The sequence below is a fragment of the Oceanobacillus locisalsi genome (assembly GCF_042675985.1).
Taxonomy (GTDB): Bacteria; Bacillota; Bacilli; order Bacillales; family Amphibacillaceae; genus Oceanobacillus; species Oceanobacillus locisalsi.
This window is the reverse complement of the sequence record NZ_JBHTKK010000020.1, coordinates 52,731-68,862: the sequence shown is the minus strand read 5'-3', so window position 1 is coordinate 68,862 and position 16,132 is coordinate 52,731. Positions and strand designations below refer to the sequence as shown.

Annotated in this window: 8 protein-coding genes; 1 reads left to right on the top strand and 7 read right to left on the bottom strand. The window is 39.8% G+C overall.

Going from position 1 to position 16,132, the window contains the following annotated elements; genetic code table 11:
- Nucleotides 1-147: 147 nt before the first annotated feature.
- Nucleotides 148-480 (bottom strand): YfhH family protein, encoded by a 333-nt coding sequence (locus ACFQ19_RS14910; RefSeq protein ID WP_379593389.1) that lies wholly within the window; start codon nucleotides 478-480, stop codon nucleotides 148-150.
- A gap of 62 nt (nucleotides 481-542) precedes the next feature.
- Complete coding sequence (gene recX, locus ACFQ19_RS14905) at nucleotides 543-1,361, bottom strand: recombination regulator RecX (protein WP_379593388.1); 819 nt, start codon at nucleotides 1,359-1,361, stop codon at nucleotides 543-545.
- Between the two features lie 90 nt (nucleotides 1,362-1,451).
- On the opposite strand from recX, the gene ACFQ19_RS14900 reads away from it, so the two are divergent.
- Nucleotides 1,452-2,354, top strand: coding sequence for a TIGR01777 family oxidoreductase (locus tag ACFQ19_RS14900; protein WP_379593387.1), 903 nt, complete (start codon nucleotides 1,452-1,454; stop codon nucleotides 2,352-2,354).
- Nucleotides 2,355-2,432: 78 nt separating this feature from the next.
- On the opposite strand, the gene ACFQ19_RS14895 is transcribed toward ACFQ19_RS14900, so the two are convergent.
- The 5 genes from ACFQ19_RS14895 to ACFQ19_RS14875 all read right to left on the bottom strand — a co-directional run bounded on the left by ACFQ19_RS14895 (nucleotide 2,433) and on the right by ACFQ19_RS14875 (nucleotide 16,108).
- The gene (locus tag ACFQ19_RS14895) at nucleotides 2,433-2,612 is read right to left on the bottom strand and encodes a toxin-antitoxin system HicB family antitoxin (RefSeq protein ID WP_379593386.1); all 180 of its coding nucleotides are present in this window, start codon (nucleotides 2,610-2,612) and stop codon (nucleotides 2,433-2,435) included.
- Between the two features lie 12 nt (nucleotides 2,613-2,624).
- Complete coding sequence (locus ACFQ19_RS14890) at nucleotides 2,625-3,470, bottom strand: SPFH domain-containing protein (protein ID WP_379593385.1); 846 nt, start codon at nucleotides 3,468-3,470, stop codon at nucleotides 2,625-2,627.
- A 74-nt stretch (nucleotides 3,471-3,544) separates the two neighbouring features.
- On the bottom strand, nucleotides 3,545-4,423 hold the full coding sequence (locus ACFQ19_RS14885; RefSeq protein WP_379593384.1) for a ComEC/Rec2 family competence protein: 879 nt from the start codon (nucleotides 4,421-4,423) through the stop codon (nucleotides 3,545-3,547).
- Nucleotides 4,424-4,587: 164 nt separating this feature from the next.
- Entirely contained in the window at nucleotides 4,588-12,690 is an 8,103-nt protein-coding gene (locus ACFQ19_RS14880; RefSeq protein WP_379593383.1) for a Cna B-type domain-containing protein, read from the bottom strand.
- Nucleotides 12,691-13,063: 373 nt separating this feature from the next.
- Complete coding sequence (locus ACFQ19_RS14875) at nucleotides 13,064-16,108, bottom strand: ATP-binding response regulator (RefSeq protein ID WP_379593382.1); 3,045 nt, start codon at nucleotides 16,106-16,108, stop codon at nucleotides 13,064-13,066.
- Between the last annotated feature and the right edge of the window lie 24 nt (nucleotides 16,109-16,132).

Here is a 16,132-nt window from a genome sequence, read left to right as displayed (position 1 = left end):
AGCGTTTTTGATAAAAAAGGCAGCTACGATGCGGCATATGTTTGCAGATACGGGTGCAGCTCTGTACGACAGATACGGTTTTAAAAATTTTCTTCTAAAGAAAAGCAACAACTCAGGTGAAGCGATAAGCTGCCTGAGTTGTTTTTTTTAGCTTACTTTCTTTCCTAATAAAGAAATTGGTAAAGCTTCGATATTTTCATTTTCTTCATCTACTAAATCGATACGGTAGCCCCATGCAAATACGCCATTAATATAAGCTACTTTAAATTTATAGCCGGCTTCCATTTTCAACTGATAAATTGCTTCTTTTTCAAAATCATCCGGACTTATCGTATAAGCAAGAGCTACTTGCATTTTTCGTTCATAAACCTGAACCTCGGAAATATTCCCTAGTTGTTCCGCTTTTTGAGCCTGTTCTTTTAACTTCCCGATTTCCTGATGAAGCTGTTCTATAGAATAATCACTATAACGATAATTCATTTTCTTCCCCCCTCTGACTTTCCATCCCCATTGTACCAAAATAATGAAAAACTGACTTTTATTTATTCTTGATCCTCGATATATTCGTCTATAAATTGCTGAATCATATCAAAATGAAATCCTTTCCGGTATAATCCCTCTATCATCTTTTGTTTTAAGAAAAAACCTTCATACTTTTTCACATGTTTCCGGTACAACTTTTCTCCTTGAAATTTTAACGCTTCCCATTCCTGATCTGTATTCTCTTCCTGATTCATACCCTGGACAGCCTGGAAAACAAGCTGCTGATCAAACCCTTTTTGCATTACCGTATTTTTAGCCTGATTCATTTGTTTCTGAAAAGAGTCTTTGGAACTTTGCTGTATTTTTTTTTCGAGCTGCTTTTGAATCTTCTGTTTTTGGAGTGCCGGCGTATATTGTTCCAAAGCGTTCGCAGCAATTGAACCGTTGACCCCCTTTTCAAATAACTCTTGTTCAATCACTTTCGGCCCTTTTGAACTGGTATTCATACGTGAACGTACAAACATATCCGCAAATTGCTGATCGTCCAGAAGATTTTCTTTCTTCAATCGCTGCATAATAACAGAAATTTGTTCATCTTCTACTTCTTTTTTCTGCAAATGGGTGATAACTTCTTTTTCGGAACGTATTCGATAGCTTAAAAAGTTTATAGTAAGGGTATATATATTATGGAGGCTATCTTGTTCCTGCAGTGTTTTCATGAGTTCATCATCCAGTTCCATTCCTTTTTCTAACCGAAATTTAATAAGAATGTCTTCATCAACACTAAATCCATATTTATCACCAGCTGGGGTATTAAAAAATATATTATAACGATGCTTCTGCTTTTTTTGCGTTGTAATCCGGCTGATTGTTTGCAATGTTATTCACCTCTTCTTTTATTATCATAGCAAAAAATAGAGTGAGGGGATATCATAAGAATACTAACACTTGAAGGAGGTTTTCATCATATGAACATACTTATAACCGGTGCTACAGGATTTTTAGGGAGTAAATTAGCTGTTCAACTCACTAATCTAAATCATAAATTATATATTTTATCCCGTTCCGCCGAGAAAAAATCAAATACATCGCACATGACTTTTTTGAATTATGAAACGACTGCAAATGAACTTCCGAAGATAGATGCTGTCATTAACCTGGCCGGCGAATCATTGTTTGGATATTGGACAAAGAAAAAGAAAGAAATGATTCTTACCAGCCGTATCCGCGTCACTAAATACCTTGTTCAATTAATGGAAGATATGAAGGAGAAACCCCGTGTATTTATCAGCGGATCCGCGGTAGGCTACTATGGTATGTCCGAAGATGTCATGTACACGGAAGCTACTACGCAACCCGGAAATGACTTTCTTGCATCTGTCGTAAGGCAATGGGAGGCAGAAGCAAGTTACGCTGAAAACATGGGAATTCGCACAGTCTATACACGTTTTGGTGTCCTGCTCGGTAATGATGGCGGTGCGTTTCCGCTTATGTCGCTGCCAGTAAAGCTATATACAGGCGGACATCTCAGCGATGGCGAACAATGGCTCTCCTGGATTCACGTCCAAGACGCCGTAAAATTAATTACCTTTTGTTTAGAAAATCAAAACATGGAGGGTGCCGTTAATGTTACTGCCCCAACACCAAAAAGAAATAAAGACTTTATAAAAAAAGCAGCACAAATTTACAAACGACCGAACTGGCTGCATTTGCCTGCTGTGTTTTTTTATCTGGCGCTGGGTGAAATGGCACAGCTCCTGGTAAAGGGACAGTTTGTCTATCCTCAGAAGGCACTTGAACAGGATTTCATTTTTGATTTTCCATCACTTGATCAGACATTATCTGATTTGAAAAATAATTCGTCCAAATAACGGATAAACAAATAGCCTTCAGATACCGCCACAATGTATCTGAAGGCTATTTGTTTATTCAGGAATGCACCCGCATCGTTAATCTTCCCCTGTTTTCTTATCCTGCTTTTTTGGGAGTCTCCCCGCCCGTTTAGCAGATTCCCTCAGCAGAAATTCAACGTGGCTGTTGACACTGCGGAATTCATCCTGTGCCCAACGCTGCAATATGTCATAAAGTTCAGGATCTATGCGTAATGGAAAGTTTTTCTTCTTAGCCATAGTACATCCCGCTTATTGATAAAGTGTTCCTGTATTGATTACCGGCTGTGTTCCTTGGTCGGAAACAATGGCGACAAGCAGGTTATTAATCATGGCTACTCTGCGCTCATCATCTAAATCCACAACATTATCTGCTTCTAAGCGGGAAATAGCATCCTGTGCCATTCCGACTGCGCCTTGAACAATTTGCTCCCGGGCAGAGATAATTGCACTTGCCTGTTGGCGCTGCAGCATTGCCTGGGCAATTTCTGTTGAATAAGCCAAGTGTGTCAACCGGGCCTCTTTCACTTCCACACCAGCAACCTGAAGACGGTCTTGCAATTCCGCTGTTAATTGGCTTGATACTTCATCTGCATTTCCGCGTAAAGTTAATTCTTCGTTTGTAAATGAGTCATAGGGATAGGTTGTCGCTACCGCGCGAATAGCTGTTTCGCTTTGAATTTCAACAAAGTCCTCATATTGATCGACATCAAAAACAGCTTTTGCTGCATCTACTACTTTAAAAACAACCACCGCAGCGATTTCAATCGGATTCCCATTCACATCATTTACTTTTAACCGATTGCTGTTAAAGTTTCGGACTCTTAAAGAAATCGTTCGGCGTACGGAGAATGGGATGGTAATAACAATCCCTTCCCGGCGGACTGTTCCCATGTACTTTCCTAAGAAAATAACCACAATGGATTGATTAGGCTGCACAATCGTTATACCGCTGATTAAAACCACAGCAACTAGGAATAGCAAGGCTCCGAACAAATAATACGATTGAAAGATACTGAATACCGCTGCTGCAAGTAAAACAACTATAATGCCTATTCCAAGTGCACCGTTAATACTCCAAGCTTTGCGTTCTTGCATGAAATCCTCCTCTTCATATCTAAATCATACTATTATGATATCATTTTTGTATTAATTTGTAAAATGATACTCCTTTAACTTGTCTGTTCGTCCACAAATTTTTGGATTGGATTCATTTTAGGATTTACCATGAGCGTATTTCCGTCCGTTTCTACCGTAATACTGTCCAGAGCCGCTGTAGAATAAATCAGCGCATGGATGTCATTTAAATGGTCAATAACCCGGGGAACAGGATGACCATAGTTGTTATCCTTACTATAAGTTAAAAAAGCAAATTCAGGGTCTACCGCCTTTAGAAATGGCATAGATGAGCTTGTATTCGAGCCATGATGCCCTATTTTTATCACTTCTGCATCGACATCGTGTTTTTTCATCATCTCTTTTTCCTCTTTTTTACCAACATCGCCCATGAAAAGCATATCGGTTTCACCATAATTTAATTTTATAACGAGGGAGGAAGCATTCGGAGACGTTAAAGGCTGTGCGGCATTCCAAATATCCATTGAAATCATCGGGTCAATTTCAATCGGTGTATCTTTTTCAGCAACAGTCATAGGGATTTGCAAATCACGAATCCGGTTCATGTAAGAAGCAAATGTCTTCGTCGGATGAAGCTTTCCGATATCAAGCACACCACCCACCTCCACTTCATCCAATACCCGTACTAAACCGCCAATATGGTCCACATCCGGGTGGGTGGCAATCATTAAATCAATTTCATTAATCCGCAATTCTTTAATATAATCCACAACCGCTTCTCCTGCTTCTGGAGGCCCGCCATCAATTAAAATTGTCCTGTCCAAAGGCGTTTCAATTAAAATACTGTCTCCCTGCCCGACATTAATAAAATGTACCTTCATCGCAGGCATTTCTTGTGCCGCTTGAATGGGAGAAGGGATATGAAATGGTATGATTATCAGTATTAGTAAGAAAATAAAACCGCATTTTCGCATATTTCAATGTCCTTCCCTTCTTTTTCATTAGTGTGAGCGAAAAGACAGTACGATATGAGAGAAGGTGATTGGTAATTGTTGAAAAGTGGTTTATCTTTTTTAGACGTAAAAAGAGGCTATTACCTTGAATTGGTAATAACCTCTTTTCATCCAATTTGTGCTATTTATTGAGATGAACGATTGCGAAACCGGTAAACAATAATCACAATCGCCCCGGCTGCCAATAAACCTAAACCGATCAACAATAAATTGAACATAGATGTTGCAGTACCAGGCAATGTTTCACCTTCATCACCTTTATCTGCTTCCGAATCTCCTCCATCTTTGGAATCTTCTGTCTTAGCATCGGAATCTCCATCTGTTTTTTCTTCTCCATCAGCATGCGATGCATCTGTATCTTTTGAGGCTTCTCCTGAATCCTCAAATTTTCCAGAGGCTTCTGGATTTTCTTCCGATCCCTCTGATGTTTCAGGGTCTTTTGGATCTTCTCCTGGCTCTCCTGGCGTTTCAGGGTCTTTTGGATCTTCTCCTGGCTCCCCTGGCGTTTCAGGGTCTTTTGGATCTTCTCCTGGCTCTCCTGGCGTTTCAGGATCTTTCGGATCTTCTCCTGGCTCCCCTGGCGTTTCAGGATCTTTCGGATCTTCTCCTGGCTCCCCTGGCGTTTCAGGATCTTTTGGATCTTCTGACTCTGCTTTCACAAAACCAAAGTCTAATGTCGGATCATGTTCCCCATCTTCCGTTAAGTGTCGAGATACTGCAAACCATGTAGATGAGTCAATGGAACGATTATTGCCCACTTCTTCCAAGGTTGGAACATATCCTTCCAAAGCTTCTGAGGACGCTTCCCGATCAATTCGTACAATATACGTGTTATCGATTGGGAGATTGTCAAAGATATAATAACCATTTTCATCTGTAGTAACTGGTTCTACTGGATTTCCGTAGACATCCGTTACTGGATTGCCATCTACATCTTCAATCGTTAAGACGACTCCTTCGATTGGAATATCCGTTTCATCCTGAAGACCGTCTTTGTTCTCATCGAACCATACATAGTCGCCGACACTCACTTTTTCGGGACTGTTCACAATGACGACATTATTTTGATCTTTTACATTGACAGAGCTTACATAGCCATCAACTTCTTCTTCGACAACGGTGTAATTAATTTCTTCTCCATCAGCAAAGGTATCTAATGCTGTAAAGTCAGCCTGCCAGTTGTTCGATTCATTCAACTCAGCAGAATCGACTTCTTCTCCATCTGCTAATAAGTTCACCGTGATAGCTTCCGGCCTTACTTCTTTATAATTACCATCGTTCCACCGTTTTACCACATTGATACTAGTCTGTTCCGGCGTATAGGTATTGGTAATATCCATGCCATCAATCTCTGTAGAATACCCTTCTACAGTTTCTTCTTGAATGGTGTAATTGATTTCTTCTCCATTCTCGAATTTAGGGTGGTCAGTAAATTCAAATTTCCAATCCGTATCCGCTGTTACCTCAACGGAATCCACTTCTTCTCCATTTGCTAAAAGATTCACTGTAATCGCTTCAGGACGCTTGCCGTCTTGATTATCAGCGTCATCCCATGTTTTGGTTCCTGAGAAGTCAGTCATTTCCGGATTATAGCTGTTTATAATTGTTACATTACCGAGATCTTCATCATTGATGTTCACATCATAATCTTCATGAACATTTAATTCTTCAACCGTATACGTGATTTCTTCACCTGCTTCGTTTACAGCCAGTTCCGTCCAAGTGTGCGTCCACTCGTTTTCATCACTTAATGTGATTGGATCACCGTATTCCTCGCCATTTGCGAAGAGTTGGACATCAACAGACTCGGAACGTTTACCATCTTGGTTATTAACATCTTCCCAAGCTTTTGTAACTGTTACACTGCGTTCTTCCGGCGTATGCGTATTGGTAATATCATAGCCGTCAGTTGTTGTTGTATAACCATCTACACTATCTTCAGTAACTGTATAGATGATTTCTTCCCCTGCTTCAAATTGAGGCAAGTCAGCGAATGTATAACTCCAGTCATCTGCTGCTGTTACTGTTTGTTCATCCACTTCTTCTCCATTTGCAAGCAAGTTCACTGTAATAGACTCTGGACGTTCGCCGTCTTGGTTATCTGCATCGTCCCACGTTTTTGTTCCGGAAACTTCTGTTACTTCCGGTTCATAGCTGTTTGTTATGTCATATCCATCATAGGACACTTCATAGCCTTCCACAACTTCTTCTTCCACTGTATATTCTATTTCTTGGCCAACCTCTCCCGGCTGATTAACCGGTAAGTTGTCAAACGTATAGCTCCAGTCATCTGCTGCTGTTACTATTTGTTCATCCACTTGTTCACCATCTGCAAGCAAGTTCACTGTGATAGACTCTGGACGTTCACCATCTTGGTTATCCGCGTCATCCCACGTTTTTGTTCCGGAAACTTCCGTTACTTCCGGATTATAGCTGTTTGTAATTGTTACATTACCCAGATCTTCATCATTGATGTTCACATCATAATCTTCATGAACATTTAATTCTTCAACCGTATAAGTGATTTCTTCACCTGCTTCATTCACAGCCAGTTCCGTCCAAGTGTGCGTCCACTCGTTTTCATCACTTAATGTGATCGGTTCACCGTACTCCTCCCCATTTGCAAAGAGTTGAACGTCAATGGATTCGGAGCGTTTGCCATCTTGGTTGTTAGCATCGTCCCAAGCTTTTGTGACCGTTACACTACGTTGTTCCGGCGTATGGGTGTTTGTAATATCATGGTTATCAGTTGTTGTTGTATAATCTTCTACACTATCTTCGGTAACCGTGTAGGTAATTTCTTCGCCCGCTTCAAACTTTGGTAAGTCCGTGAATGTATAACCCCAGTCATCTTCTGCTGTTACTGTTTGTTCATCCACTTCTTCTCCATTTGCAAGCAGGTTAACTGTGATGGATTCTGGACGTACACCGTCTTGGTTATCTGCGTCATCCCATGTTTTGGTTCCTGAAACTTCCGTTACTTCTGGTGTGTAACTATTTGTGATGTCATATCCATCATAAGACACTTCATAGCTTTCCACAGCTTCTTCTTCCACTGTATACTCTATTTCTTGACCAACTTCTCCCGGCTGATTAACCGGTAAGCTGTCAAACGTATAATTCCAGTCATCTGCAGCTGTTACTTCTTGACTGTCAATTTCTTCACCATTTGCAAACAGGTTAACCGTGACGGACTCTGGACGTTCACCATCTTGATTATCCGCATCATCCCATGTTTTGGTTCCTGAGATGTTCGTTACTTCTGGTTCATAGCTATTGGTGATTGTGATATTACCCAGGTCTTCATCATTAATGTTCACATGATAATCTTCATGAACATCCAATTCTTCAACCGTATACGTAATTTCTTCACCTGCTTCATTCACAGCCAGTTCCGTCCAAGTGTGCGTCCACTCGTTTTCATCACTTAATGTAATCGGTTCACCGTACTCCTCCCCATTTGCGAAGAGTTGAACATCAACAGATTCGGAACGTTTGTCATCTTGGTTATTGGCATCTTCCCAAGCTTTTGTAACTGTTACACTGCGTTCTTCCGGCGTATGCGTATTGGTAATATCATAGCCGTCAGTTGTTGTTGTATAATCTTCTACACTATTTTCGGTAACGGTGTAGGTAATTTCTTCGCCCGCTTCAAACTTTGGTAAGTCCGTGAATGTATAACCCCAGTCATCTTCTGCTGTCACTGTTTGTTCATCCACTTCTGTACCATTTGCAAGCAGGTTAACTGTGATAGACTCTGGGCGTACGCCGTCTTGGTTATCTGCGTCATCCCATGTCTTCGTTCCTGAGATGTCAGTTACTTCTGGCGTATAGCTGTTTGTGATATCGAATCCTTCAGCCATATCACCATTAATGTTACTTTCATACCCTTCCGGAACGTCAACTTCTTGAATTGTATAAGTGATTTCTTCACCTGCCTCATCCAATTCAGGCAGACCCGTAAATGTATCTTCCCAATTATTTTCAGCATGCAGTTCCAAGTTATCAAAATCTGTCGTTTCGCCATTTGCCAGCAATTCGACTTCAATCGATTCAGAGCGTTGTCCATCTTGATTCTCTGCATCATCCCAAACTTTTTCTACAGGGATCTCAGTCTTCGCATCACTTATATTTCTAAATTCTTCTTCAAACACATATTCTTCTTCACCATAGGCTTGATCTACTTCAACTTCCATTTCCTCTTCAGATAATCGATAACCATCTGGTGCTTCCATTTCTTTTAATACATACGTTCCTAAGTTCAAGTTTGGTATTTCTAGCACACCATTTTCTGTACTAAACTCACCCATGAGTACTTCTTCACCATTTACATCTCTGTACAGTTCAAAAACAGCTTCAGATGAATCAATGATTTCACCAGATGAATCCACTTTACGAACTTCGATCACTCCGCGGTCGTCTCTAAATTCTCCGCCAACCCATGAGAATTGTGTCGCAGTAATCTCTTCCGTTTCTTCTGTTTTTGTCTCAATACCTTGACCATCAAAACTGGCTGTATTATTAACCCCTTGACCATCTTCCGCAGTCACAATAGTGCTATAAGTTAATGTTAAGGCTTGGGTTACATCCTCTGTGAATTCAATATTTAGAATGGTTTGACCATCTTCGTCATTATTTACTTCAAGTGTGTAATCTTCACCTTCCGTCAACTCGTCACCACTGCTAGTAACAATCGTCAGGCTATCCTCTACAAATGAAAGTCCTGTGCTAATTGTATCGGTAAGTGTTGCATTTTGAATTCTTGAAAGACTCTCGTTAACCGTAATCTCCCAATCCAGCTCGTCTCCGATATATGCTTCTGTTCCTTCATGATCAAGGACTTGTTTATCTAAGATATCATTCCACTTGTTGTAATCAACGGATGAACTGTAAGGAAATTCTCCATCTTCGGTGTTCACAACAGCATTATTTACATAGTTTTCTTCTGATATATCTGGAACAGTTGTTTCAAATTCAATGACGTACCTCTCAGTTACCTCTCCTGTAAAATTAACAGTAAGTTCATCACCATCTATGTCAACTGTATAATCTTCACCAGGAGTAAGTTCTGTATCCGTCATAGACGTATCACCATTTTCGGCAACATCATAAATGGAAACTTTGATAGAGTCTTCGATAATTTCTCCATCATAATCCAATGTATCTGTTACGGAAACATTTTCACCAAGATTATTTTGATGGTAGTTCGTGTATACTTGCCATGCGATTTTTCTATCCGTTTCATCTGACCAGTTATCAGCATCAACAAGATTTCCTGTTTTATACCCACTATTCCATGCTTGGTCGTTTACATCAGCGTGGGCATCCCGGTCTTCATCAAATTCATGTCCTTGGTTCGTTTCACCTTCGTAATTAGCATTGTTGAGATAACGATTTGGCTCATCATCATTACTATGCTCATTTTCAATGATATCTGGATCATATGAAGTCTTATATGTCACAACTAACTCATCATTAATTTCTACACCATCATTTATAGTGATGACAAAACCACTATGTCCATCATCTGATAGTTCTAAGCTATAATCGTCAAATGCTTCTCCGCCAAGGGTTACTTCCAGTGAGTCTTCTAAGAAATACAGTCCGTCATTCGGGAATGTATCCGTAATAGTTAGAGAGTCAATGGGCTCTCTATTTGGATTTGCTGTAAGTTGCCAATCCATTGTCTTGGCATTATAATCTATGCCTTCAAATGACTTACCAAACTCGTTTGCTGGCGGGTCAACAGTTGATTCCCCTTCCGTACCCTCTTCACCAATACCGTCGCCTTCAAGGGTTGCTTCATTTCTAAAACTATCTTCTGCAAAATCTTCAACTTCAGTTGTATAAGCAATCGTTACTGCACTATCAATGTTTCCAAGATGAACAACGACTGTTTGTGTTCCATCTTCATTTTGCGTGACACGAATATCACTAGGATCAACATCTGCACCGTCAATATGAATATCTTCAGCTGTAATGGTACCTAATCCTGCTGGTAATGTATCTGTTAAAACAGCATTATCAACTGGATGCCCAGCTTCATTTACAGTGATCTCCCAGCTAAGATTTTTATCTTCATAAGTGAAGTCTTGGTTTCCTGACTTCTCAAGAAGGGAGTCTCTCCAATAATCAACGGTAGCGTCATCTTCACCTATTGGATCGTCCCCATCTGTTAATTTACCCTTATTTGTAAAGGTATTTCCATGCTGATAATTCCCATCATTGACTTCTGCCCAATCAATCTCTGTGACAAAAGTAATCGTATAAACTTCATCACGGCTCACTTCACCTAAATTAATTGGAAAATCAGCTGTGTCAAAGTCAGCTGTTACATCTTCTCCATTTTTATCAACTGCAATGGAATCAGACAGGATTCCTAGACCTTCTGGCAATTCATCATGAACAATGGCTTCATCAATACTTGATCCACCTTCATTAACTGTAATGGTCCATCTAATTTGACCAATTTCATCTTCATTTTCAGACCAGTAAATCTGCTCCCCGCTCTTTTGAATCGGATTGCTTCGTTCTCCACCATCCACCGTTGTTTGGGCTTCTAACTCCCCATCATCATGATGAAATTCTGCATCATTTGTAAATGAACCTTGTTCGTAATCTTCAATCGATGTTGTGTATTCAACTTGGTAACCACTTCTTTCAGGAATGTCACCTAAATCCCAGTTGAAATCTCCATCACCTATAGTTGGATCAGAAAATTCACCAAGGTCAAGTGGTTCACCAACGGATTCTTCTCCATCAACATCATAGGTAATTGGACGAACAACAAAATTTTCAGGATTACCTACACCATCTGGGAGAGTATCTGTTAATACACCATTTGTTAATGGGTTCTCGCCGCCGTTTACAATGTCAACGGTCCAGGTGATCTCGGTAGCATTTGTTTCGCTATCCAATTCCGCTCTTTTATCCATACTTGTATCAATTTCATTTGGCGTAGTAACAACCGTTAAATCTTTATTCCCATCACCATCGAAATCAATCTCTTGTTCCCATTCTTCGGTGAATTTTTCCCGGTCAAATTCTAACCCAAAACCGACATAACCATCTTGAACACTTTCACCTTCAATATTTTCGTTGAAAGTAAATTCTAATACACCATCATTAATCGTATAAGTTCCTACTACAGTACCGTCAGAAACGGTAATGTTTTGATCGGGTGTATTTTCCCATTGCAAAAATACATCTGGCAATTCTAATGTTGCTGTGTCTCCAGCATTGACATCCAAATCGTTCGTATCCCAAGCATACTGAATTTGATAAGTTGCATCAAAATCAACTTCCGCACCGTCTTCAACATCTTCTCCATCAAGTCTAAAATATTCAAATTCAAAAATATTCTCTAATTCAACCTGTGGACCAACATCTGATGCAGCAGAACTTGCAGTGTTTTCTTCTTCGGCTGCTTCTTCCTCCGCAGACTCTTCTGTGCCTTCTTCTTCAGCTGCTTCTTCCTCTGCAGACTCTTCTGTGCCTTCTTCTTCAGCTGCTTCTTCCTCTGCAGACTCTTCTGTGCCTTCTTCTTCAGTTGCTTCTTCCTCTGCAGATTCTTCTGTACCTTCCTCTTCAGCTGCTTCTTCCTCTGCAGATTCTTCCGTGCCTTCTTCTTCAGCTGCTTCTTCCTCTGCAGACTCTTCTGTGCCTTCTTCTTCAGCTGCTTCTTCCTCTGCAGACTCTTCCGTGCCTTCTTCTTCAGCTGCTTCTTCCTCTGCAGACTCTTCCGTGCCTTCTTCTTCAGCTACTTCTTCAACAGGCTCTTCGCCTGCTTCTTCCTCTACAACTTCATCGTCCTCTTCTGAAAGAACTTGCAACTTTAATGTACCTTCAGCTTCCGGATGCTCCAATGCTGCTTCATGAAACGTAACACGAATCGCATCTTCTGTAGCTTCAAAGGAAGCAATTTCCACCGCTTCCTCTTCCAAAGATAATGTTCCTTCCTGCTCTGTTAATGCAACAGGGGATTGGAAATCGACAGGTTGGCCCGCTTCTTCTATTTCATAATCTTTCAGCGACCAATCTACTTGAAGAAATCCGTCACCATCTTTCTCGGAAAAAGAACTTTCTGTGATGCTTGCAAAGTCAAAGAACGTATCGCTGTTGTTTTCTTCTGCTTGTGCCGTTTGTAAAGGAGCAATTCCTGTTACAATAGACTGCATCAAAAGAAGAAAAATCATCCATATACTGACTCTTTTTGCTCGTATCTTCAATTCGTTTTTTCCTCCTTTTACTAATTTAAATTGTTACATGTTGGAAAACTGTACTTTTCCTTCCACCTCCTGTATCTATCTTTGTATTAGATAAGACCACAAACGTATCCACTTTAATATTTTGATATATCTTAGTTTTCCTTAAGTAATCAAAAAAATATAGCTGTTCTATTCATAGGTGATATGGATATGTAGTGGTCTATTTCATCGTAACTTATGAAATATGTAATAGAGAAGTTTGTATATATCTACAAATTCTATACATTCTGATAATCACCAAAATTCCATTTTATGGATTTTTATAATCATTAAAAACTACACTTGATAAAAAATCCTTACTTCTTTATCAAGTGTAGTTGTTTAAATATATATCTTATTCTGTTGAAGGCAGATCCACCTCAAAAAACACTGTTGTTCCTTGATCCGGCGAACTGTCAATCTGTAACCCTCTTCCAAAATGCTGCTGTAATCGTTTATCCACGTTCAAAATGCCGACTCCCGATTTGCTATTTGATTCTCCTTTTAAAATAGCTTGAATTTCTGTTTCTTCTATTCCTGTCCCATCATCTTCCACCGTAATCACTGCCTTAGAACGGGCATCATTTATTTTACAGGTAATGATAACTGTCCCTTTCCCTTTATTATTCCGGATTCCATGCTGCACCGCATTTTCTACCAACGGCTGAATGGATAAAAACGGAACATAAATGCCTTGTTCACTTTCCAGATTCCATGCAACCTGTAAAGCTTCTCCAAAACGAACCTGCTCAATATATAAATAGGAACGGACAATATTTAATTCTTCTTCCAGCGGAATCAGCTCTTTCATATGCTGAAATTGAAATTTACTTCTTAGCAAATTACTGAATTCATCCAGAAGCTTCCTCATTCTTTCTACATCCAATTCACTTAATGCCATGATGGAATTCAATGTATTGAATAAAAAATGCGGTTGAATCTGTGCTTGCAGCCAGGAAGTTTCCAGCTGTACCTGCTGCTCGGCGACACGTTTTAATGTTATCAAAGAATCCATCCGCGCTTTCAGTTCCACTGGTTCGACCGGCTTGGCAATATAATCATTTGCTCCGGCTGAAAAAGCTCCCTGTATATCTGTCGTTCCACCTGTAAGCAGCAGTACAGGCAATTCTGTGAGAGAATAACGTTCCCGAATAATCCTGGTAAGTTCATACCCCGATATTTCCGGCATCATAATATCTGAGATAACCATATCCCATTCTCGCTTCTTCAGTTCCTTTACAGCCTGTCTGGAACAAGAAAGAAATACCAGATTATACGTATCATTGGAAATAATAGCCTTTAACGCCAATAAACTCGCTGGATTATCGTCGACGATTAAGACAGATGCCACCTTATCATTTGTCCGGGCCAGCTGTTCTATTGGTTCACTATCTTCTTTTTTAGTTGTAGTTTTTATTTTACTTTCAGAAGGCAGTTCCATCGCTTCTTGTGATGCCAATGCTAACGTGAATGTAAAAGTTGTTTGTACCCCTTTTTCAGAAGAAACCCAGATTGTTCCGCCATGCAGTTCTACTAGCTTTTTGGTTATATTTAATCCTAATCCAAAACCGCCTGCAGACATTTCATTTTCCTGATGCCCTTGTTCATAGGGCTGAAAAATTCGCTGCTGCAAATCTTCGCTAATACCAATACCTGTATCTGTCACATGGATTTCTGCATAATGTTCTCTAACAGAAGCCGAGATAGTAATAGATCCTTGCATGGTATACTTAATCGCATTTTCTATAAGATTAAACAATATCTGTTTCACGCGATTTTCATCTGCATATACAGGTGGAAAATCTCCGGGAATCAGCTTAACAATGGACAGGTTCTTTACATCGGATGAAAAACGCAATGCATCGACAGTTCCCGTGACAATCGGTTCTAATGCAATTACCTGTTTATTTAATCCCGGTTTATTTATCTGTAAGTTTCTGGACTCCAATAAATCTGTCAACAGCAGATTCATTTGCTGCCCAACATTCAAGACCGTGTTTAGTTCTGTCATACTCTGTTTGGATAATCTGATTTCTTCCCTGTCCCGTACAGCCTCGGAAAGCAACAATATACTATTTAAAGGATTACGGAATTCATGCGATGTATTGGCCAGAAATTGATCTTTTTCTTCGTTCACTTTTTTCAATCTTTCCGCTAATTCTTTTGTCTCCTTATGCTTTTGAAAATATCTCTGAAACCAGACAATCGTATAACAGGTTACAAAAACCAGCAGATCAAATGGATAAAAGGTCAGATAAACACTTTGTCCTTTCCATATAAAGTTCCATATAGCATGATTGGTAATAGCGGCATAACTGCATATTAGAAGGTACGTAGCTTTTGGGTTTACCTTATACATTAATACAATCGAAGCAACGGTAACTACCGCCGTCACAGTACCAAAGATATAATAAAGCGGACGAAGTGCCAAAATTTGCGGCATGGATAAAAACATCGTTACCACAGCCAACGCTGCCATTCCCCATTTAAAAAATGGAAAGATTTTATTCCAATAAGGCAGTTCTTGATGATTGGTACATTGAATCAATGCATAAAAAATGATTAAATACACCGTATGAATCATCCAATACTCAAATTCATAACTCAAATTAAAAAATTGCTGCAATAATTTCTCGCCAGTATGAACCAGAAAACCCGAAAATAAGCTAAAGGTCAATAACGAGAAAGCAAGCACCTTTTTATCTCTTCCACCTATAAAATAAATAATCACAGTATATAAAGTATGCATCAACAGAATAGCCGCAATGACAACTTGAGAATAATTCGTAAGCTGCACTTCTCTTGTAATTGCTGCATCTGTTCCAAACCGAAGTGAGAGATAAATGCCTCCATCTCTGCTGTCTATATAATTTGCCGCTTGAATCATAAGATCGATGTTACCTTCTTCATCCGCTGTAAAAGTTACTGTCTCAGGCATGATATCTGCAACATAGGCCGATTCTGTTTCAGCTGGCTGGCCAGTCTCTGCTACTTTGCGGCCATTCACATAGACTTCGGAAGATGTTCGGATGTTTGGTATATATAATTTAAAATTTCGATCATCATCCGGATCCACCGTCATTTGCAGCCGATAAGTTCCGTAACCAAAAGGAGAACCAAGATTATTCTCCCATCCATGAGGGACTTGAATCGCTTCCGGCGCTTCTGCAGGTAATCCACCTTCTTGCATGACAAACTGTGACGGGTAAAAATCCCACTCCCCATCCAACATCAGCGTATTTCTCTCTCCTATTTCCCATGATCTTAAAACCAGCTCTCCATCTTCAATAGCAGGTGTTATATTTTCTTGAAATATACCTCCCCATATTAATCGTAAAACAGACAAACTGATGATACAGATAATCACAAAAATTCCCGTTCGGATATAATCCCGCTTCATTTATATCAACTCTTTTTCTAGAGA